The organism is Paenarthrobacter sp. GQ52 (genome assembly GCF_059759005.1).
In genome coordinates, this window is the sequence record NZ_JCAXEJ010000004.1 from 200,775 (window position 1) to 221,483 (window position 20,709).

Below are 20,709 nucleotides of genomic sequence, written 5' to 3' on the forward strand. Positions count from 1 at the left end.
GCCCCCAAGACGTGGTGGCGGGATTCGAACCCGCGTGCGCTGCTTTGCAGGCAGCTCCCTGGCCTCTCGGGTACACCACGTGCAAACGACACTAGGCGCCGGGATGCGGCGGGATCAAAGTTCATTTCCCAGGCTTTCGCAGGGCTACGCAGGGTTTCTCTGAGCTACTGGGTGGTGTCGGCGGGCTACGGGAAGGTTGCGCCGCGTTGCCTCCAATGACGGCGGATCTGTGCCCCGGCGCCCCTGTGCCCCTGCGCCCCTGCGCCAGCGGATCAGCGGCTTGTTCGTTGAGCGACACGTTCAAGGGTGGGATTCGCGGATAAGCGCGGGATCCGCGCCAACGCGGCGCTTGGCACTCATGTCGGCCAGCTTCGTGACTCCGGCTGCGACCAAGAGTGTGAGGATGGCCGCGGCCGTGTGCGTGTAGAGCAGGAGGTGAACGGAGCCACCACTGGCTGCTGCCCCTGCCGGCGCGTCCCCCAAGACCGGGCCGCCGTGCAAGTGGTCCAGGAACCCGTTACCGGGAAAGTACCCGCCAAAGGCGTCAAAACCCAGGTGCAGCAACTGCTGGGCAAGGCCGGACAGCAGCAGCAACAGCAGGGGTCCGTGCACCCAGCGGGCAACGAGTTGGGCCGCCAGGCAGGACAGTGCGGCGAAGCCCAGAAGGACTGGAACGGCGGGAATGCTGCCGCCAGCCAGCATGTGCGCGGCCAATCCAAGGGCCACCGCGGCCAGCCCTGCAACCCAAGCCCACTTCTCCTGCACAAGAGGTGTGCGCATCGCCGTCCTTTCCTCCACACAGGCTATGTGGAGGAACGTGTCCATGAACAGGGCCTTCCAAATGTCCGCCCAAACCCGTCTACGCCAGGAGCGTGTTGATCAGCCGCGCGGCAACCTTCGCGGTCCGGGAATCAATGTCGAACTCCGGATTCAGCTCTGCCACGTCCAGGTGCAGCAGCTTTCCGCTGGCAGCAACTTGCCTGCAAATCGCACTGATCACCGGCAGCGGCACACCGTATGCGGCGGGCGCGCTCACCCCGGGTGCCACCGACGCCGGCATCACGTCCAGATCGATGGTCAGGTACAACACGTCCACGCCGGCCAGGAAGTCGGCAACAAAGACCTCCACGGCTTCCGGAGTGCACTGCTCATCCAGCAGGTACTTCACGCCCAAGCGCCGGGCCGTGTTGAAGAGCGTCCGCGTGTTGTTGGGCTCCGAGATGCCGACGACGGCGTAGTGAAGTTCACGCCCCGCGGCGGCTTCCGCGTGGGCCATCTGCAGGAAGGGCGTCCCTGAGCTCGGCGTCGGTTCATCCCGCAGGTCAAAGTGGGCGTCCAGGTTCAGGACACCCAGTCGCTTGCCGCGAACTGCTGCAGAACCGGCCACGCCCAAGTAGCTGGCGAAGGCGGTCTCGTGGCCCCCGCCCAGCACCACGGTGAGATTGCCGGCGTCGAGCAGTCCTGAGATGGCGCGTCCGGCGCGCTCTTGGCCCGCCTCCAGTGAGTCGTCCTCCACAACCACATCACCGGCGTCGAAAACGTCACGATCAAGGTGGAACGCCAGCGGCCCCAACGCAGAGCGGATGGCGGCGGGAGCGGCAGCAGCGCCAATGCGCCCCTGGTTTCGGAGGACGCCGGCGTCGCTGCAGAAACCAAGCACGACGGCGGGACGCGAGGCTGCTTCGGAGGTAGACGTCTCGTGGGGTGCTACGGCTTGCCACCACCGCCGGTGTTCATCGCCATCGCCATCAAAACGACCCGTCCAGGGGGCAGGCGCGACATCTACGGTGAAGGGGCTGGTTTCCATGCTTCAAGCACACCGGACATGGGAACCCAAAACCAGCCATTCCGTCGCGGGAGTGTCTGAAACCCCGGACTCACGCTCCCCGTAGACGCCGCGAGATGGCATTTAACACCCATGTTGGCGCCAAACACCGTCATCAAATGCCATCTCGGCGAGGACCTACTTGACGCCCAACAACTCCTCCACAGTTCCGATGCCGAAGAACAGCAGGAACGCGGCTGCCACAGCCCACATCAAGGGGTGGACTTCGCGGGCCCGGCCCTGGAACGTGCGGATCAGGACGTAGGAGATGAAGCCGGCGCCGAGGCCGTTGGCAATTGAATAGGTGAACGGCATGAGGGCGATGGTCAGGAACGCGGGAATTCCGACGCCCCAGTCCTGCCAATCGATCTTGCCTACCTGGGAGACCATCATGAAGCCCACAACCACCAGGGCGGGAGCCACGGCCTCGAACGGCACCAGGTTGATGAGCGGCGTGAAGAACATGGCCACCAGGAAGAGGACACCGGTGACGATCGAGGCGAGACCGGTTCGGGCACCTTCTCCAATACCGGCGCCGGACTCGACGAAAATCTGGTTGGAGGAAACGGAGGCTCCGCCGCCCACGATTGCACCGAGGGCGTCAACCTGAAGGACGCGGTCAACGTTGGGGATGTTGCCGTCTTTGTCCACGGTTCCGGCCTCGTTGGCCAGCCCAACCATGGTGCCCATGGCGTCGAAGAAGATGCTCAGGAGGATCACGAATGCCAGCAAAGCCGCCGCGATGAAGCCGAGGTGTTCAAAAGCACCGAAAGGGTTGGCCTTGCCGATGAGGGACAGATCCGGGGCGCCCCATTCGGTGAGAGTGGGGGCCACCAATGACCAGCCGCGGGGGTTGACGTTGGTTCCGTCAAAGCTTGGGCCGATGTGCAGCGTGAATTCGAGGATGGCGGCCAGCGCCGTGGAGACCACGATGCCAATCAGGATGGCGCCGCGGACCTTTCGGACCACCAAGGCGATGGTCAGGATCAAGCCCACTGCGAAAACGAGTGTCGGCCAGCCCATGAGCTTTCCGTCCACGCCCAGGCCCAACGGAACGGTGGTGCCGGCAGCATCAGGGATGCGGCGGACGAAACCGGCGTTGACCAGGCCAATGAGTGCGATGAAGAGGCCGATGCCCACAACAATTGCCGTCTTCAGGGCCTCCGGAACCGCCTTGAACACGGCTGTTCGGAAACCGGTCAGCACCAGGATGAGCATGGTGATGCCGGACAGCACCACGAGCCCCATCATGTCCGGCCAGGTCAATCCGGGATGGGAAGCCACCGTGACTGCCACGAAGGCGTTGACGCCCAAGCCTGTGGCCACGGCAAACGGATGTTTGGCCCACGCACCCATGAGGATGGTCAAGATGCCGGCAACGAACGCCGTGGTGGCTGCCACGGCCGTGAAGCCCAGCGACGCGCCACTCGAGTCGGGTCCGGAGAGGATCAGCGGGTTCAGCACCACGATGTAGCTCATGGCGAAGAAGGTCGCGAAGCCGCCACGGATTTCCCGCGAATACGTAGATCCACGTTCGGAGATTTTGAAGTAGCGGTCGATTGCAGAACCTTGTTTGAGCATGAAGGTCTCCGGGGATCGAGGGGAGTTTGCTCTCAAATCCTATGTTGTCCGGTGTGGGCCCTTTGAACGATTCGCCTAGTCTGTAAGGAAGCCAACACTAGGAGAAACCGCCCCATGCGTACCATCCGCCCGCTTCTGGCCGCCGTCGTCGCTGCCCTTGCTTTCGCGTCCGCCTTGCTGTTTTCCGCGGCTCCGGCGTCCGCGCACGACGTCGCCGAGTCAACCGCGCCAGCCAACGGTGCCAGCGTGGCGGAAGTCCCGGCGTCGGTCTCCATCACGTTCAACAACCGCCCGCTCGCGATTGGTTCCGGCGTCACCGTGACGTCCGGCGGTGAGAACTGGGCGGACGGTCCGGTCGAAATCATTGACAGCCAGGCTGTCCAAAAGCTTCGCGAGGGCGCTCCAGTTGGTGAATACACCGTGGTATGGCGTGTAGTCAGCTCGGATTCCCACCCCATTGAGGGCACCTTCACGTTCACGGCCACCGCGGGAAGCACGACGACGGCGACTGGCCCGGTTGGTGCCTCGCCGTCGGTGTCGGCGCCGTCAGCCGCAGTACCGACGGCGGGTACCGCAGCGCCGGGAACGGGCAGCAGCGAGCCTGCCGCTGACGCCTCCCAACCCTTCCCTTGGAGCATTGTCGGGCTGGCTGTTGTTGCTGTGGGTCTCGTTATTTACCTTGCTGTTACCGCACGGAAGAAACTTGCAGCTTCCAACAGCCCTGATGGCGATACTTCCGCGGAATAACGCGGTTTTCTACGTACCTGCGAATATCTCGAAACGGACACTGCGACACGCCAGAAGCCCACTTCCCGTTACTTAAATGTGACTTCGGAGGAATCATCGCGTACGGTAGTACCTGTGCCTGTTCCACGTAGCGGGCACTTCCGGCCTGATTGCCTAGCTCTGCCGCAGTCCGGAATCCGTTCGCAGACAAACCTACGGCAGAGACGGGGAACCCAATTTAGGCCGCTTTCGAGCGTGCCTTGGGGTGAAGTCACGAAGCTTCCGCTGAACAGCGGGGGATAGTGGCCGGGTGACTCCCATCCGAATCCGACAGCTAACCTCGCAGGCATCGGGAGAGGCTCTTTCATGTCTTCACGCATTCTTCGCGGCCGTCGTAAGGCGGACAGCGTACGTCCTAATCCGTTCATCTCCATCTCGAAGGCAGTAGCCAGCAACGCTTCCGGCGCTGGCCGCCAGGCAGCTGTTATCGCAGCAGCCTCGGGCCTCGTTTTGACCGGTTCCATTGCTGCTCACGCAGCTGAGGCACCGGTTCAGCGCGACTCCAGCCCCGCAACGGTCGCTGAGACCGTTTCCGAGGCACCCACCAAGGTTGTAACCGCCCTGGCGACGGCTACCGTCAACTTCGAGCGTCCGGCCGTTGCTTCCGTAGCAGCTCCGGTCATCGAAAAGCCGGCTCCCGTTGTTGAGGCCCCTGTGGTCCAGAAGGCAGCCGTCACCACTGCTGCTGCAACAGCTCCCGTCGCCGCCCAGGCTGCGGTTGCTGCTCCTGTGGCCGCCGCACCGGCTGCCCCTGCTCCTGTAGCTGCTGCTCCCGCCGTTGGCGGCGTCAACGCAGCCATGGTTGCCTCGGCTTACGCACAGATCGGCGTCTTCCAGGACTGCACCGCCATGGTCGAGAAGGCTCTCGGCTCCGCTGGCATCCCGGTAGGCGACCTCGGTCCCATGCAGTTCATGAACTACGGCAAGGTCGTTAGCGATCCCCAGCCCGGTGACATGATCGTCCAGTCCGGCCACGTTGCTATCTACATCGGCAACGGCCAGGCAATCAGCGGTGGCATCAACGGCAACCAGACGGGTATCCACCCGATCAGCTGGTTGACCGCAACGGGTCCCCTGACCTACGTACGCGCTGGCGCATAAAGCCTCACGCTTCAGTTCAAAGGCCGGTGCCTTCAAAGACTAATGTCTTTGGAGGTACCGGCCTTTGGCGTTAAGTTCTGTTTGTTAATGTTCAGCAGGGAGAGATTGTTCAGCGAGGAACGTTCGACGGCGGGTCGATAGTCGCGTGGGCGGCGGGGCCCGTGTGGGCCCCTAGGCGTAGTGCCCCTAGGCGAGGTGCGCCCAGGTGTAGTGCCCCTAGGCGAGGGCGATGCCCGGACCTGCGGGCAGAGCAACCTTTGAGGAGATGGCTTGGCCCACTGCCTTGGCTTGCCGCAGCACTTCCTTGGGAGACGGGGTGATGAGGTCCCCAACGCCCACCAGGTGCATCCCTACCGCCCGCATGGCGGCCGCGAAGTTCTGGCCAACGGCTATCCCAAGTTCGGCGAGCATGCGCCGCAACTGGCTTTGGGCGCAGCGTGTGACTACTACGTGGTCTGCCAAGAGGACGCCGTTGGCTGTGTGGACTGCCCACTGGCGTGGAGTGGATTCGAGGGGGCCGGATACGTGGAGGCCTGTTCTGAGACCGGCCGTGGTCATGCTGGCCGCCAATCCGTACCCGATCTGCCGGGAGGGGTCTGACCCCAGGAAATCAAGGCGGACGGCGCGGGTGGTGTTGCGAACGTCCAGTTGGTGGTTGGCGGCGTAGTTCCGCAGGTGTCGGAGGATTTCGTTGCGCTCCTGCATGGCTGCAGGATCGGCCACCTCGGTGCGTTGAAGCATGCCTGTGTGGACAGAAGGCCCTGCGGTGGACAGTGCACCAAACCCGTCTACGACGATTGAGCCCACGCCATAGCGGCTGAGCTCGCTGGCAACTGCCAAGCCGGACAGGCCGGCTCCGATGACCACGGTGGTGGTGCGCTCCGTGCCGGAATCAGGCGTGAGTGACACTGCTTGGTTCCTCCTTGACGTGTGTGCCTTACGGCATCGCGTGGGATCGCGTCCGAGTTCCCCAAGCGGCCGCAAATAAATGGCCGGAGTGTGTGGTGTGAAACACGTTTGCCGGCCATTCGGTGACTCGAACACTACCGAACTTTTTCGGCCATGGATAGCCTCCGCGACTGCGCGTTTTGTGTGTTCGTCCGCAGCGCAATGTGGGAGCCCGGGAACCGAGCCCGGACCGTTATGCACATAGCCCGATGTCGCCTTGATTCGGTACTCCTGACCGAGAATAGTTGGCCTTGGGAGGAGAAATTTCCCGGTTTCTCCTGCTCCGGCCATTGACAATGAAACAGTGAGGGAATCCGACGCGGAGAACCTCTGGCAGAATAGCCGGAACATCAAGCAGTAGGTGGAGAGGCAGGCCCCCATGGACCAGCACGGCAGACACAGTGAAGAGCCACAGGACGGCCAGGAGCAAGCCGTGGAACCCGGTGGCATCGTGGTGGGAGTGGACGGTTCAGAGCATGGTCAATGTGCTTTGGTTTGGGCCGCGCGGGAGGCCGAACGTCGGCAACTTCCCTTGCATATCGTCACGGCATATTCCGTGCCCATCTTCGCCGCCTCCGGGCTGGATGGCGGCTACGCAACGGTCGACGATTCCGTGATTCGCGAGGGCGCGGATGCGATCGTCCGGCAGGCCCTGGATAAGGTGTCCGGATATGCCATCGACGTCGACGCTTCTGTCGAGAACGGCGACGCCGCCGGTGTCCTGTTGGATCTTTCCAGCGAGGCCGCCCTCCTTGTTTTTGGCAGCCGGGGCCGCGGTGGATTCGTTGGACGTTTACTTGGCTCGGTCAGCAGTGCCTTGCCCGCCCACGCCAAATGCCCCACGGTGACAGTCCCGCTCTACTGTGCCGACCGCCTTGGTGAAAGCACTGAGGACAAACACATCAAGGCTGAACATGCCAAGGCAGGCCCACGTACTGTGGAAAACGTAGTTGCCGTAGGCGTGGACGGTTCCGAGCAGGCCCGTGTGGCCGTGCTCGAAGCTGCCGAGCAGGCACAGCGCATGGGTGCCAAACTCCGGGTGATTTGTGCTGTGCCGCAGTACAGCGGTTCCTTGGCATGGGTTCCGGCACCCTTGGACCGGGATGCCTTGTTTGCGGATATCAAAGTCCAGTTGGACGCCGGGGCTGATTGGCTCAGAAGCCACTTCCCTTCATTGCCCATGGAAACGGAACTCCGGGACGGTTCCCCGGTTGATGTTCTGGTGGAAACCAGCCGCAGCGTCGAGCTGGTGGTTCTGGGTACACGGGGCCGTGGCGGTTTCGCGGGGATGCTGTTGGGTTCTACATCGGACGGGGTCCTGCACCACTCCAAGGGACCGGTAATGGTTGTCCCGGACCGTGAAGATCCGCGACTTGCTGACCGTCAGAAGTTTGGGCCGATGCTCGGCGCTGCCTAAGCCGGAGCCTGTTACGTCCATGGACAAGAAGCAGCCCGGGGAGCCGTCGCAGGAACACGACGAGGGGCTTGGCGCGTCCGATCCGCAGTTGGTTCTGGACATCGCCGAAATCCAGGGAACCATGCTTCCCCGCGTCGGTGGCAAGGCAGCCAACTTGGGCGAACTGGCCAGCGCTGGCCTGCCCGTGCCTGGCGGATTCTGCCTCACAACTGATGCATACCGGCGGGCGCTCTCAGGTGCTGGCCTGGAGGTTGTCTTTGCAGCTTTGGCTGAAGCCAGCGCCTCCGGGACGGACGCCTTCGGCTTGGACCAGCTCAATGAGCTTGCCGCCCGCGCCCGGTCCTTGGTGCTGGACGCCGGGGTACCCGATGGAATCGCCGAAGCCGTCCGGTCTGCGTACGAAGAATTGGGGGACAACGTCCCTGTCGCAGTACGGTCTTCGGCCACTGCAGAGGACTTGCCTTTCGCCAGCTTCGCGGGACAGCAGGACACTTTCCTGAACGTCGTTGGTATTGACTCAGTCCTTGATGCCGTGAGCCGCTGTTGGGCATCGCTCTGGACAGGTCGTGCAGTGACCTACCGGACCACCAACGGGATTGACCATGGAACTGTGTCCCTCGCTGTGGTTGTGCAGGAGATGGTGAATGCCGTCACCGCGGGCGTCATGTTTACGGCTAATCCGGTGACGGGGAATCGCTATGAAACCGTGATTGATGCCAGCCCGGGCTTGGGGGAGGCCGTAGTTTCTGGTGCTGTGAATCCGGATCATTACGTTGTGGACGCCCATCGTGGTGCCATTGTGGAAAGGACCGTGGGCGATAGGCAAGTGGAGATCCGTGCCAGGCCCGGCGGTGGCACAGAACGCTTGGAACGCCCCGGCCAGCCCGGAAATGAGCAACCTCAGCCCTGCCTCAATGATCGCCAGGTCCTCGAGCTTGCCAAGTTGGGCCTTGAGGTCCAAGAGCATTACCGCGCTCCGCAAGACACCGAGTGGGCAATCGACCACGACGGAAAGTTGTGGCTTACGCAGGCGAGCCCCGTCACCACGCTGTACCCGCAAACCACACCCACGCCCCCGGCTCCCGGCGAGCACGCGTTCCTGAACTTCAGTCTCGCTCAGGGCCTCACCAGGCCCATGACGCCCATGGGGTTGGCCGGAATCCGGCTGATAGCCTCAAGCGTCGCCCAGACAGCGGCTTTCGACGTTCCCAATCCCCGGTCAGGTCCGCCTCCCTACTACGAGGCCGGACAACGAATCTTCTTCGACTTCAGCGCGGTGCTGCGAAGCCGGGTGGGCCGGACAATCGTGCCACGGGTTTTTGACGTTATGGAAGCCCGCTCCGCATCCATTATGCGTGGGCTCTTCGACGACTCGCGCTTCGCAGTGACCATCAAGACACCCAGGAAACTGATCCGCCATGTGGCTCCGGTAGCGGCTAAGTACCGTGTCCCCGAGTCACTGTTCCGTGGTCTGTTCCGCCCAAGCAAAGCAATGCAGCGTGTGGAGCGGCTCAACACGGAGTTACCCACCACCTTCTCCGTCCCCACGGAAGCCACACCCCACCAGCGGCTCGGCCACGTCCAGAGAATCCTGGGAGAGGAAGTCTTCGCCACGGTTCCCCAGGTGCTGCCCCTTCCTGCTCTCGGATTCGCGATGTTGGCACTGGTGAGGCGGATTCTTGGTGACCAAGCGCCGTACAGCGAGCTGCAAACAGTAATCCGGGGCCTACCTAACAACGTCACCACTGAGATGGACCTGGCTTTGTGGCAGCTCGCCTCTGAGATTCGTGACGATCCGGACGCCGTTGCTTCCATGGTTGGCCGAACGCCGCCAGAGCTGGTGCAAAAGTATCGGGCAGCTCAGCTCCCGGCAGCTGCACAGGCCGGCTTGGAGAGGTTCCTGCGGAAATATGGACATAGGGCGGTTGCAGAGATCGACCTTGGCATGCCCCGCTGGTCCGATGACCCAACGCACATCCTCGGTGTCATAGCCAACTATCTGAGGCTCTCGGGCGACGCCGCAGCGCCTGACCAACAGTTCAAGCAAGCAGCCCTCGACGCCGATGAACAGGTAGCGCGTTTCGTGGCCCGCGCCCGGTTGAAGAGTCCGTTGCACGCGGTGATCGTGAGACTTGCTTTGGACCGAACACGGCGCTTCGCCGGATTGCGGGAGTTGCCCAAGTACAACCTGGTTCTGGGGCTTTCAGCTGCGAGGAAGCAGTTGCTCCTGATCGGGAATGAGCTTGCGGCAGCACAGCGCATCGAACGGGCTGAGGACGTTTTCTTCCTGGACCTCGACGACGTCGAGATCGCCCTGGCAGGAGAGGGCCTCCACGAGGTCATTGCTGAACGTCGTGCTGCTTACAATCAGGAACTCCGCCGGAGGCACATTCCCAGGGTGTTGTTGTCAGACGGGACTGAACCTGAGGCTACGCCCGGCCGGAACGAAGGCAAGCAGCGCCCCGGCACTTTGTCTGGCAGTCCGGCGTCGGCAGGTCTTGTATCTGCTCCCGCTCGCGTCATCATGGATCCGGTTGGCGCCCACTTGGAACCGGGAGAAATCCTCGTGGCACCGTCAACGGACCCTGGTTGGACGCCCCTGTTCCTGACCGCGGGAGGGCTGGTCATGGAGATGGGAGGAGCCAACTCGCACGGTGCTGTGGTGGCCCGTGAGTACGGTATCCCTGCTGTGGTGGGCGTCCCGGACGCCACATCGCGCATCAGCACAGGCCAGCACATCACGGTGGACGGCGCTGCCGGGACCGTCAGCACCGAAAACTCCGGGCAGTGAAACGGTCTCAGGCGTGCTGGTGTGACTCGTGCTCGGAATGGCTCACCGGTTCCAACTGGAAGGTGCAATGCTCGGTGTCGAAGTGCCGGCCAAGGCAGGAGCCCAGCTGATCCAGGATGCTGTCCGCCCCGCTGGCATTGAGGACGGCATCCTCCACAACCACATGGGCTGAGAACACGGGAACGCCGGATGTAATGGTCCAGATGTGGATGTCATGGGCATCCACAACACCGTCCACGGCAATGATGTGCTCCCGGATCATGTTCACATCAACGCCCTTGGGTGTGGCTTCCAAAAGCACATCCACAACGTCCCGCAGCAGATGCCAGGCCCTCGGAATGATCATGAGGGCAATCAGCACGGAGGCCAGAGGGTCCGCAGCGCTGAATCCCGTGGTCATGATCACTACTGCCGCCACAATGACCGCAATGGAGCCAAGGAGGTCACCGAGGACTTCAAGGTAGGCACCACGAACATTGAGGCTTTCCTTCTGCGCTCCCTGGAGGATCAGCAAGGAAACGAGGTTGGCCACAGCGCCCAAAATGGCGGCCCACAGCATGACGTCCGTCTGGATTTCGGTTGGCTCGCCAAAGCGGCGAATGGCTTCGATCATGATCACCACGGCGATGACGATAAGGATGAGGGCGTTGGCCAAGGCGGCCAGAACCTCAGCCCTTTGGTAGCCGTAGGTTCGCTGGTCGCTCGCCGGTCGGGTGGCAATCCACGCCGCCATCAGGGCAATGAACACACCTGCCGCGTCAGAGAGCATGTGTCCGGCATCGGCCAGCAGGGCCAAGGACCCGGACACGACGGCGCCAATCACCTGGATGCCCACCACACCTAAGGTGATGGCGAGGACGGCAATAAGCCGCTTCCGGTGCTTGCCGGTTGCTGTGACTCCGTGGGAGTGGTTGTGGTCGTGCCCCATGCCTATAAGGCTAGCCCCAGCCGAGCTCATGCAAGCGGTCGTCGTCTATTCCGAAGTGGTGCGCAATCTCGTGGACCACGGTGATGGCCACCTCGTCAATGACTTCTTCGCGGGTGCTGCAGATGTTCAGGATGGGTTGGCGGAAGATCGTGATCCGGTCAGGCAGGGAGCCTGCCTCCCACCAGGAATCGCGTTCAGTCAGCGGAACTCCCTCATAGAGTCCCAACAGCACGGTGTCCGGATCTTCGCCTGGCTGTGGCGTGTAGTCGTCCTCGATGAAGATCGCCACGTTATCCATGGCGCTCGCCGCTTTGGGCGGGATCAACTGCAAGGCGTCGCTGACAGCTTCTTCAAAATCTTCGGGCGACATCTCGTAAGGCCCCGAAACATAGGCCTCATCAACGGGCTCATTCTCAACAGGGCTGTGCACCGCATTCCGTTCCCGTAGCGGCGATGAAGGGCGCTCGCCGTCGGGGACTATTGGCAGGCCGGGAGGAAGATTCGCGGGCATGATTCGACTTTAGTCCGCCTTGGCATCATTGGCGCCGTGCGTGATGGGAGATACTGAACTCAATCCTCTTTTCAACAGACACAGGAACCGCATGACCGGCACCGCTTCCCTCGCACCTGAGCCCCTCGACGTCGTCGTTGTGGGTGAGGCATTGATCGACATCGTCCAGTCGGCTGACGGGCAGAAGGAGTACCCGGGCGGATCGCCGGCCAACGTCGCTTTCGGCTTGGGCCTTCTGGACGTGAAAACGGGCCTGCTGACAGCAATTGGCCGGGACGAGCGCGGCGATGCCATCGCCGCGCACCTCCAGCGCGCAGGTGTGGTCCTGCTGCCCGGATCCATGTCGGCAGGAAAAACCGCCACGGCGACCGCCCGGATAACTGCCGACGGTTCGGCCGATTACACCTTCGACATTGACTGGGCGCTGGCTCCACTTGCCCTGCCCTATGCGCCGAGGATCCTGCACACCGGCTCCATCGCGACTTTCCTGGAGCCCGGCGCAAGTGTCGTGAGGAGTTTGCTGGAGCAGGCGCAGGGCGGATGCATGGTCACGTACGACCCCAATATCCGTCCCGATCTCCTTGGAAGCCACCATGAGGCTCTGTCCTTGTTCGAAGAGATGGTGCCGCTGACCGACGTCGTAAAAATGAGTGGCTCGGACGCCCGCTGGCTGTACCCTGGCAAGTCGTTGGAGGATACGGCGAACCACCTCTTGGCCCTTGGGACGGGGCTTGCTGTGGTGACTCAAGGAGTCAAGGGAGCGCTCATGGCAACCAAGCACATCCACATCAATATCCCGGCCGTCCCGGCTACCGTGGCAGACACCATCGGCGCCGGGGATTCCTTCACGGCTGCGCTCATCATGGGGCTGCTCTTGCGGGGCAGCGATGGAATGGCGCCCACTGTGTTGGAACGGATCGGCACCATCGCATCCATGGCCGCCTCAATTGCTGTTGGCCGCTCCGGCGCCAACCCTCCCACACACCGTGAACTTCTGGTCGGTATGGCCCGCTAGTCGCGGAGGTTAGCGGGTCCGGCGCCGGGTCAAACCGACGCCGATCAGGCAGATGACGCCGCCGATCAGTCCCCAGATGGTTGGTACTTCCTGAAGCACCGCCCAGGAAATCAAAATGGTGGTGCCTGGAACCAGGTACGTCGTGGCAGCCAGTTTTCCGGCCGAGATCAGGGATAGCGCGTAGGCCCACGTGGTGAACGCGATGGCCGTCGGGAAGATCCCCAAGTAGACCAGGCCGAGCGTGGCGGGGAGCGGCGCCGCTTGGACTTCGGAGATGAGCTGACCGGTCCACGGCAAGCAGCAGATCGCGCCTACCATGATGCCGAACCATGTCGCTTGGCCTGCCGTGAACTTCCGGAGCACGGGTTTCTGCAGGATTGCGCTCACCGAGGCGAGTACAGCGGCAAGCAGGCACAACAGCACACCGGCCACGTCCGCCGTCGAACGCTGTCCGGAACCCAAAGCGATCATCGCGACGCCGCAGAACGCCACACCGCTGCCGATCAACAGCCAGCGCGGGAAGCCCTCTTTGAGGAAGACACCGGCAAGGATGGCGATGAGGATCGGCGAGACGTTGATCAGCATGGCGCTGGTGCCGGCGTCGAGCATGTGCTCCGCGGCGTTCAGCGCAACGTTGTAGCCGCCGAACCACATCACCCCGTACGCCACAATCGGCAACCACTCACGGCCGCTTGGCCAGACCTTCAGCGTCGGCAGCACCACGATTCCAAGCACGACGGCGGCAACCGCCAACCGTCCGAGCGTCAGGGAACCGGGGGAGAAGCTGGGGCCGACTGCACGGATGCCTACGAAAGCCGAAGCCCACAGGACGACCGTGATGATGACGGCAGCGATGCCGAGTTTGCTGATGGCTGCTCCCGGCGCGGGGGTGGTGCGCGGGGGCAAGCCCGGGGAAGGCTGACCGGGTTCGGCCGGGGTGGTGGTTGTCATGAGCCAAATCTATCCGTCGGGGGCCGGGGGCGGCTGGCGGTTTTCGGACGCGTCAGGACAAGATCCTGCCAATGTTCGGCTGGCACCCTCGATGGGGCCCGTCGAGGGCCCTGATCTGTGGTCCGGGACACCATGCAGACCTCGATTTGGGAATATCGCCATCTATGCTCTAAAGTTTTAGAGTCCAGTTCGGACGAGCGAGACACGGAAAGAACGCGTAAAGCGTCCCTTTTCTTTGCGAAATCCGAATTGAGTTCAGGCCCCCATCGTCTAGCGGCCTAGGACACCGCCCTTTCACGGCGGCGGCACGGGTTCGAATCCCGTTGGGGGTACGCAAGGAAGTGGTAAACCGGATGAAAAAAGTCTGGTAAGCTAGAAGCCTTGAAAAAAACGCGGTAGAGATACTGCAAACGCAAGGCCCTGTAGCGCAGTTGGTTAGCGCGCCGCCCTGTCACGGCGGAGGTCGCGGGTTCAAGTCCCGTCAGGGTCGCTCTGAGCGCCGAAGAAATTCGGTTCTCAAGGTGACATGTCACCTAGGCTCTGTAGCTCAGTTGGTAGAGCGTTCGACTGAAAATCGAAAGGTCACCGGATCGACGCCGGTCGGAGCCACCACTGGGAAGCATCAGTTCTTCGGAACTGGTGCTTTCTTCTTTAACGCGCGGCTGGCACGGCGGTTCCCGGGGTTTCTTGTTGCCAAGGCGGATAAGGCCGATCAAGACGAATCCAATTGCTGCCTTACGGCGGGGTAAAGCCGCATCTCGCCCACGGGAGGTGCTCAGCGTAGTCGCTGCTACACTCTGCTCATGATCGGGCTTCCCTTCGCGGGAGACGGGCTGGTGCACGCCGGCCTGTTAGGGCTGGGAATCTTCGCAGCTCTGCTGTTCTACGCCTATGAGAAGCGCCGGCGCGGCCTATCCGATCCCCGGTTGTGGCCCATTGCCGGTTTCGCTATCGCCTTCGGGGCGATCGGTTCACGCGTGCTCACGTGGGATGTTTCCCGGCAGGTCTCCTTGGCGGACTGGTGGGGCAACGGCGACCGCAGCATCCTCGCCGGCCTTGTGGGCGCGTGGCTGGGCGTCCACATGGGCAAGCGCCTGACAGGTTACCGCGAATCCACCGGGGACTTGCTGGCACCCGCGGTCGCCCTGGCACTGATCATGGGACGGGTGGGCTGCCTCCTCACGGAACTGCCCGGCACCCCGACCAGGGGCGCATGGGGGATAACGCTCACGCCCGGGCAGGCTGCCATGCTGGGCGGACAGTCCGGGGTAGGGCTCCACCCGTCCTTTGCCTATGAAATCGTGTTCCATATGGCCGCATTCGGGCTCATGTGGCGTTATCGCGATCGTCTGCCCCATCCCGGCGACCTCTTTATCTGCTACGTGACGTCCTATGCCTTGTTCCGGTTCGGAGTCGAATTCGTCCGCGGCAACGAGGTGCTCTGGCTGGGGATGAGCCGTTCCCAATGGTTCCTCCTGATGATCCTCCCCCTGCTGTCCTGGCGGATGCTGCGGGTATTCGGGAAACCCCTCCGCCCGAAGGTGGAAGGAACGGTGGCATGAGCAAGGACAATTCCCGCCAAGAAGGTGATGACCCCCCTGAACCAGCGCTCGGCCCTATGGGGTATGGAATCCTGTTCGGGACTACTGCCCTTTATGCCATCTATGTCGGCGTACCGATTGCTTTCGGTGGACCCCAGAACATGCGCTTCCTGACCGGGCCGTCCGCCTTCATTCCCATCGGCGTCTACCTGTCGATAGCCGTGGTCCTGGCGGTCCGGCCACGAACATCCCGGTGGGGTGCGGGCCTGCTCATTGGCCTGGGAATCTTCACCCTGCTCGGCGGAGGAATTTGCGTCGGAAGCCTCGCCGTGCAGATGAGAAGTGACTTCTGAGATGAATCCCTTACCGTTCTCTTCCTGGCAGGTCCTGTCCGGCCGCGGCCAGCCACTCCATGGTCACTGCAAACCGCTCCGCCCAAAGTTGGAAAGAAGCATGGCATGAGCGATGACAACCCCGAAGAACCCTGGAGCCCACTGCCACCGCCCCGGGAAGAAGAGCCGCCGTCCAAACCGGGCCTCGGCCTCATGGTGCTCGGAATCTTGTTAGGGACTCCTGTCCTTTATGCCCTCTATTTTGGGACACCAAGGGGTATCGGTCCGGATGAAGGGTACAAGACTTCCCTCGCGGGGCCGTCGGCCCTCGTTCCAATCGCCATCTATCTTGCGATAGCGATTGTACTGGCGGTTCGGCCACGCACGTCCCGGCTGGGTGCGGGGCTGCTCATGGGCCTGGGAATCTTCACACTGCTCGGCGGCGGGATCTGCGTTGCATACCTCGCACAGATGAAAGGCGATATCTGAGATGAATCCGTCACCGTTCTCTTCCCGTCAGGCGTTGCCTGGCCCCGGCCAACCCCTGCGCGGGGACCGGATCCACAGATATGTCACGGCCTTCTGTCCGCTCTGCCACGAGACAAACTCTCCTCTCGCGCAGGTTCGGCGCCTCTCTGGTGCGCTGCTGATCCGCGATGACCGGGTCTGGCTTGAACGCGGTTGCCCGGACCACGGACTCATCAGTACCTTGTACGACGAGTCTCCGGAAATCCTGCGCTACCTGGAAAAATGGCAGGCGCCGACCAAGCAACACATCCCGGACCAACCTGGCAACTACCGCCAGATACCGGAGGCCTACGCCTACGGGCTGCCCGCCATGCAGACGCAGCACACGTGCATCCTCCTGCAGGACATCATCGAACACTGCAATTTGCGCTGCCCAACCTGCTTCACCGCCTCCGGCCCCCAGCTGGAGGGAGTGGCGCCGCTCAGCGAGGTGCTCACGAATATCGATACCCGGCTTTCCCGCGAAAACGGGCGGTTGGACGTGCTGATGCTCTCCGGCGGTGAGCCCACGCTTTATCCGCATCTGGCTGAACTTCTCGATGAGCTCGTCGCCCGACCGATCGTCCGGATCATGGTAAACAGCAACGGCATGCTCATAGCCACCGACGACGAACTCCTCGCACTGCTGGCAAGTCACCGGGACCGCGTGGAGGTGTACCTCCAATACGACGGCCCGTCCAAAGCAGCATCCATCCACCACCGAGGCGGAGACCTGACCCGCTTCAAAGACCTGGCCATCGCACGCCTGTCCCAGGCAGGTATTTTCACCACCCTGACAATGACAGCGGCACTGGGTGTGAACGATGGTGAGGTCGGTGCCGTCGTCATGAGGGCATTGGAAACCCCGTTCGTAGGTGGGGTTGCCCTGCAGCCGGTCTTCGGTTCAGGGCGCGGCCACGGCATCGATCCCATGGACAGGCTCACCCATACAGGCGTGCTAGAACGGCTCGAGGAGCAGACCGGAGGCGTGGTCGCATGGCACGACCTGACAGCACTCCCGTGCTCAACCACATTGCGCGTCCGTGGGCTACATGCTGAAGGACGATGCAGGAGTCTGGCGGTCGCTGACAGCCCTCATCGGGCACGATCAGCTGCTCGCCTGGCTGGAACTCAACCCTGACACCATCGCCAACCGCATCGCCGACAGCGCGATCCCGCTCGAGCTGCGAAATCTCATGAAGTCCTCCCTGCTGGACCTGCTAAGCGAGCAGTCCTCGCTGTCCCACCCGCGGACCGTGGATCTTTGGAAGAACATCTGCACCCAGTGTGACCTCGGCATCGGCACACTCACCACACTGGCAGCCGGTAAGCTGCCGGGGCAGCAACAACGTCTCCGTCGGCTCCTTGCCGAACGGGTCACCCGCATCATGGTCAAGCCCTTCATGGACATCTCCACCATGATCGAGGAACGACTCACGCAGTGCTGCATACACGTGGGTACGAAGAGCGACGCCGGCGATCATCAGTGTGCTCCTTTCTGTGCTGTCCAAGCGTGGCCAGCCCTGGCTAGGCAACGAATGAGCACAGCAACGGGCACGCGGCTTCTCCCGGTCCGCCAGGTTTCACTTAACGACAGGGAGGAATGATGAGTTCTGCTTCGGATGCACGACGCATCGCAGGCGGATCACCGCCTTCGGAACTCGTGCATCGCACGCATCCCGGGAACCAAGCCGGCGGCGGGCCCGATTCAGAGGGCCAGGCAGCGGCACCGTTCGATCCGCTGCGGCTCTGCATCTTCACCACTATTTCCTTACTGGGTTGGCTGGGAGGCCCTGTTGCCGTGGCCGTGTTCGCTGCCATCGGATTTGCCGGGTACTGGAAAGCTCGACGGAGCGGACTGGCGAAATCGAAATGCTACCTCCGCGACACGAGGCTGGTCCTGGCCTACCTCGGCACCCTGTTAGCGGCTGGGCTGTGGGGGATTTATTCGATGGCAGCTCAACTGTTCGGCCCTTAGGAGCAACATCAGTGGACTATGGTCAAGATTCTTGAACCTGAGTCGAGTGTCGAAGCCCGTCCCGATGCCCCTCATGAAGCGGCGTGCGTCTGCCGACATGCCCCGCAGAATGAGTATGGCGCACTCCAGCCGCGGTTTACGGTCCTGAGCCCGGTCAAAAGACAACGCCAGTGACATGAAGGAGGGCTGCTAGTGGATCACAGACCGCCCAGCCCCACCGACACCGTTGCCCTGAATGCCTTTCCGGGGAGGAAGGTTCCCCCAGGATGCTGGTGACACCGCGCGCGGCCTTTTAAGGAAGACGTCCAAGCGATACTCGGGATGCACCGACAGCCTCTTCCATCAATGGCAGCAAATGAAAAGTTCTTGAGCTTGCTGAACTCGGACCCGCCGGAAATCAGGTACTCCCAATCGATGACCAGATCCCCCAACAGGCGTACGGTTACTGCTACACACCCGCTTGAATCGTGCATCAAACTTTCTAAGGGGTAAAAATGCGGCATTCAGCAGGAGGACGGCGGCTCGCCGTATTCGCGACTGTACTGGCTACCACGGTTATGGCAATCGGGTTGGCGGCCATGCCGGCACAGGCGGCCCGGCCGCCCCTGCCGCTGGACTATGTTGCGCTCGGGGACTCTTACGCGTCCGGGCACGGCGCGGTCCCGTATACAGACCTCAACTGTTTCGTCAGCCAGAAAGGTTACCCTGCCATTGCGGACAAACTCCGGGACGTACAGCTGACAGCCAACACCGCATGCTCTGGATGGACCATGGACCAAGTGTTGGCCAACATTCCTGTCGCTGCTCTGGAGGAAGCGGAAATTGTCACGCTCACTGTAGGTGCGAACGATTTGAACTCCACAGAACTCCTGTTCGCATGCCTTCCAGCGCCATCATCGTCTGAATGCCTTGCAGCTCGTACGCGTGTGGAAACTATGCTGACGGACGGCAGCTTTGCCATGGAACTGGCCACTTTGGTGACCACGATCCACGTCCTCGCACCTGACGCGAAGATTGTCCTGACGGGATACCCATTCCCCTTAGACTCCAGTCACCCCCTAGCTGCCCAAGTCAATTCTTTGGCTGGTGGACTCAACGCCGTGATAGCCGGCGTCGCTCAGTTGACCAATGCTCAGTTTGGCGATGTCCAGTACGTCGACGTCACCGGAGCCTTCATCGGTCACGGAGTCGGTTCGGCTGACCCATGGATCAACCTCAACCCCGATAACCTGCAGGATCCTGCAAACTTCCATCCAACGGCGGAAGGCTACAGGCACGGTTACTTCGCCTCATTGGTCAGTCAAGATGCGTTCGTCCTGAACTAGGCCTCATGTCCGCTAACCACCCTAACGGTGCTTGCTGAATTCGCTGTTCCAGCGCCGATGTTGTCGTCAGGCAATCTAAGGCGACCATGAATGATCTTGCGTCTCGAGCGGAGAGTCACGGGCTAGAAGGGGCGCGCCGCGGAGCCTGATCCTCGTTCCGAACCAAACACGTCCGAACACGGTCATTTTTGACCGTAGCGAATTGGCCAAGTAATCCCGGTTTTGGCGACGTCATCCTCGTTCCTAGGCACCCTTTCTCCGATTCGTGCCCGGGCGGATAATCAGCACATGGACGAGTTGGAGCGCCTGCGGCGACGCGCGTACGGACGGGATGGCGACATCGCGGGGGATGTGGCGGCTCAGGCCCGGCTTTCCGAACTGGAGGCCGCCCAACACCGACAGCTGACTCCAGTCATCGATCGCGCCCCGAGCGTCCCCGCTGCACTGTGGTGGCACCGACGCCGCTGGTTGATGATCTTCGGCAGCGCCGCCGTTGCCCTCGCCCTGACGGTTCACGTTGCGTGGCTGTCGCAGCTGGGTGCTGATGAGCCGACAGCGCTCCCGTCCAATACTTTGACGGACATGGCGCAGCCCGTCCCACCTGCGCAGCGTTGGAACGACGTGCCCTCGCCGGACTTCGTGCTCGAATTGAAGCCGCCCGGCGCAGACGCCGATGAGCCGGAAGACAACCTCGGCACTCTCGACGCGCTGGGTCTCAGTGCCAATGAACTGCGGCAATACGAGAACTTCCGGGGCTTCGGCGTCTGGAGCGGAGAGTCTCGCTACGGCATCGTCTGCCTGTTCGTGGCCGACTTTGGGATTCGCGAGAGGAACGGCGCCGAAGGGTGTTCCCCCAAAGGCCTCGAGACCGTCGCGGAGGTGATGTGGGCCCAGGACCAGGGTCTCGACCGATTCGTGCTCAACGGCGACCACGTCGAGGTTTACGTGTTCCAGAGGGCGGCTGACCCGTCTGGCTAGATGGGGCGTGCCGCGGAGCCTGATCCTCCTTCAAACCAAGCAGTTCCGAAAACGGTCGTTTCTTAACTCCTAGGCATGTGTGTGATGTGGCGGGTATCGCGGGTGATCGATGTTTTCTGGACAGCAGCCTTGAACTCCTTTTCGGAGGCTATTGCTTTGCTATCGAAGTGAGAAGTTAATGGAGCTCGGAGCGC

Annotated in this window: 20 protein-coding genes, 4 tRNA genes and 1 riboswitch; of the genes, 16 read left to right on the forward strand and 8 right to left on the reverse strand. The window is 62.2% G+C overall.

Annotated features, from left to right (window positions below):
• Nucleotides 1-9: 9 nt before the first annotated feature.
• The 4 genes from AC6CH8_RS08060 to AC6CH8_RS08075 form a co-directional block, all read right to left on the reverse strand.
• Nucleotides 10-80: transfer RNA gene (locus AC6CH8_RS08060), tRNA-Cys, on the reverse strand.
• Between the two features lie 220 nt (nt 81-300).
• Nucleotides 301-780 (reverse strand): hypothetical protein, encoded by a 480-nt coding sequence (locus AC6CH8_RS08065; protein ID WP_498189824.1) that lies wholly within the window; start codon nt 778-780, stop codon nt 301-303.
• Nucleotides 781-859: 79 nt separating this feature from the next.
• Nucleotides 860-1,807, reverse strand: a complete 948-nt coding sequence (hutG, locus tag AC6CH8_RS08070; RefSeq protein WP_498189826.1) for a formimidoylglutamase — start codon at nt 1,805-1,807, stop codon at nt 860-862.
• Between the two features lie 156 nt (nt 1,808-1,963).
• Nucleotides 1,964-3,406 (reverse strand): NCS2 family permease, encoded by a 1,443-nt coding sequence (locus tag AC6CH8_RS08075; protein WP_091464829.1) that lies wholly within the window; start codon nt 3,404-3,406, stop codon nt 1,964-1,966.
• A 114-nt stretch (nt 3,407-3,520) separates the two neighbouring features.
• On the opposite strand from AC6CH8_RS08075, the gene AC6CH8_RS08080 reads away from it, so the two are divergent.
• Nucleotides 3,521-4,153 (forward strand): copper resistance CopC family protein, encoded by a 633-nt coding sequence (locus AC6CH8_RS08080; protein WP_498189828.1) that lies wholly within the window; start codon nt 3,521-3,523, stop codon nt 4,151-4,153.
• Nucleotides 4,154-4,327: 174 nt separating this feature from the next.
• A riboswitch (cyclic di-AMP (ydaO/yuaA leader) is annotated at nt 4,328-4,495 on the forward strand.
• 3 nt (nt 4,496-4,498) lie between these two features.
• On the forward strand, nt 4,499-5,293 hold the full coding sequence (locus tag AC6CH8_RS08085; RefSeq protein ID WP_091464833.1) for an NlpC/P60 family protein: 795 nt from the start codon (nt 4,499-4,501) through the stop codon (nt 5,291-5,293).
• Between the two features lie 216 nt (nt 5,294-5,509).
• Here the strand turns inward: AC6CH8_RS08085 and AC6CH8_RS08090 are convergent, their stop codons facing one another.
• Nucleotides 5,510-6,202: an NAD(P)/FAD-dependent oxidoreductase gene (locus AC6CH8_RS08090; RefSeq protein ID WP_364307399.1), complete on the reverse strand. Its 693-nt coding sequence runs from the start codon at nt 6,200-6,202 to the stop codon at nt 5,510-5,512.
• 418 nt (nt 6,203-6,620) lie between these two features.
• Between AC6CH8_RS08090 and AC6CH8_RS08095 the strand changes: the two genes are divergently transcribed.
• Nucleotides 6,621-7,658: a universal stress protein gene (locus tag AC6CH8_RS08095; protein ID WP_498189831.1), complete on the forward strand. Its 1,038-nt coding sequence runs from the start codon at nt 6,621-6,623 to the stop codon at nt 7,656-7,658.
• A 19-nt stretch (nt 7,659-7,677) separates the two neighbouring features.
• A complete protein-coding gene (locus AC6CH8_RS08100) occupies nt 7,678-10,449 on the forward strand; it encodes a PEP/pyruvate-binding domain-containing protein (RefSeq protein WP_498189833.1) in 2,772 nt (923 codons plus the stop codon).
• A 7-nt stretch (nt 10,450-10,456) separates the two neighbouring features.
• On the opposite strand, the gene AC6CH8_RS08105 is transcribed toward AC6CH8_RS08100, so the two are convergent.
• Nucleotides 10,457-11,377, reverse strand: a complete 921-nt coding sequence (locus tag AC6CH8_RS08105; RefSeq protein WP_498189835.1) for a cation diffusion facilitator family transporter — start codon at nt 11,375-11,377, stop codon at nt 10,457-10,459.
• A 10-nt stretch (nt 11,378-11,387) separates the two neighbouring features.
• Nucleotides 11,388-11,888, reverse strand: coding sequence for a metallopeptidase family protein (locus tag AC6CH8_RS08110; RefSeq protein ID WP_498189836.1), 501 nt, complete (start codon nt 11,886-11,888; stop codon nt 11,388-11,390).
• Nucleotides 11,889-11,979: 91 nt separating this feature from the next.
• Here AC6CH8_RS08110 and AC6CH8_RS08115 point away from each other — a divergent pair, with 91 nt between their 5' ends.
• A complete protein-coding gene (locus AC6CH8_RS08115; RefSeq protein ID WP_498189838.1) occupies nt 11,980-12,903 on the forward strand; it encodes a carbohydrate kinase family protein in 924 nt (307 codons plus the stop codon).
• A 9-nt stretch (nt 12,904-12,912) separates the two neighbouring features.
• Here the strand turns inward: AC6CH8_RS08115 and AC6CH8_RS08120 are convergent, their stop codons facing one another.
• Nucleotides 12,913-13,854, reverse strand: coding sequence for a DMT family transporter (locus AC6CH8_RS08120; RefSeq protein WP_498189839.1), 942 nt, complete (start codon nt 13,852-13,854; stop codon nt 12,913-12,915).
• A 259-nt stretch (nt 13,855-14,113) separates the two neighbouring features.
• On the opposite strand from AC6CH8_RS08120, the gene AC6CH8_RS08125 reads away from it, so the two are divergent.
• From AC6CH8_RS08125 to AC6CH8_RS08175, 11 genes are all read left to right on the forward strand, one after another.
• A tRNA-Glu gene (locus tag AC6CH8_RS08125) sits at nt 14,114-14,186 on the forward strand.
• An 84-nt stretch (nt 14,187-14,270) separates the two neighbouring features.
• Nucleotides 14,271-14,344, forward strand: a tRNA-Asp gene (locus tag AC6CH8_RS08130).
• 46 nt (nt 14,345-14,390) lie between these two features.
• Nucleotides 14,391-14,466: transfer RNA gene (locus AC6CH8_RS08135), tRNA-Phe, on the forward strand.
• A gap of 191 nt (nt 14,467-14,657) precedes the next feature.
• Entirely contained in the window at nt 14,658-15,416 is a 759-nt protein-coding gene (locus tag AC6CH8_RS08140) for a prolipoprotein diacylglyceryl transferase (protein ID WP_498189841.1), read from the forward strand.
• Nucleotides 15,413-15,748 (forward strand): hypothetical protein, encoded by a 336-nt coding sequence (locus tag AC6CH8_RS08145; RefSeq protein ID WP_498189843.1) that lies wholly within the window; start codon nt 15,413-15,415, stop codon nt 15,746-15,748. Before AC6CH8_RS08140 ends, AC6CH8_RS08145 begins: the two co-directional genes overlap by 4 nt.
• Nucleotides 15,749-15,853: 105 nt before the next feature.
• Nucleotides 15,854-16,216, forward strand: coding sequence for a hypothetical protein (locus AC6CH8_RS08150; protein ID WP_498189845.1), 363 nt, complete (start codon nt 15,854-15,856; stop codon nt 16,214-16,216).
• A gap of 1 nt (nt 16,217) precedes the next feature.
• Complete coding sequence (locus AC6CH8_RS08155) at nt 16,218-17,375, forward strand: radical SAM protein (protein ID WP_498189847.1); 1,158 nt, start codon at nt 16,218-16,220, stop codon at nt 17,373-17,375.
• Nucleotides 17,287-17,841 (forward strand): hypothetical protein, encoded by a 555-nt coding sequence (locus tag AC6CH8_RS08160; RefSeq protein ID WP_498189848.1) that lies wholly within the window; start codon nt 17,287-17,289, stop codon nt 17,839-17,841. Before AC6CH8_RS08155 ends, AC6CH8_RS08160 begins: the two co-directional genes overlap by 89 nt.
• The gene (locus AC6CH8_RS08165; RefSeq protein WP_498189849.1) at nt 17,841-18,212 is read left to right on the forward strand and encodes a hypothetical protein; all 372 of its coding nucleotides are present in this window, start codon (nt 17,841-17,843) and stop codon (nt 18,210-18,212) included. The genes AC6CH8_RS08160 and AC6CH8_RS08165 overlap by 1 nt, the downstream gene beginning before the upstream one ends.
• Nucleotides 18,213-18,706: 494 nt before the next feature.
• Nucleotides 18,707-19,537, forward strand: a complete 831-nt coding sequence (locus AC6CH8_RS08170; RefSeq protein ID WP_498189850.1) for an SGNH/GDSL hydrolase family protein — start codon at nt 18,707-18,709, stop codon at nt 19,535-19,537.
• Nucleotides 19,538-19,825: 288 nt separating this feature from the next.
• Nucleotides 19,826-20,515 (forward strand): hypothetical protein, encoded by a 690-nt coding sequence (locus AC6CH8_RS08175; protein WP_498189852.1) that lies wholly within the window; start codon nt 19,826-19,828, stop codon nt 20,513-20,515.
• The last annotated feature ends 194 nt before the right edge of the window (nt 20,516-20,709 follow it).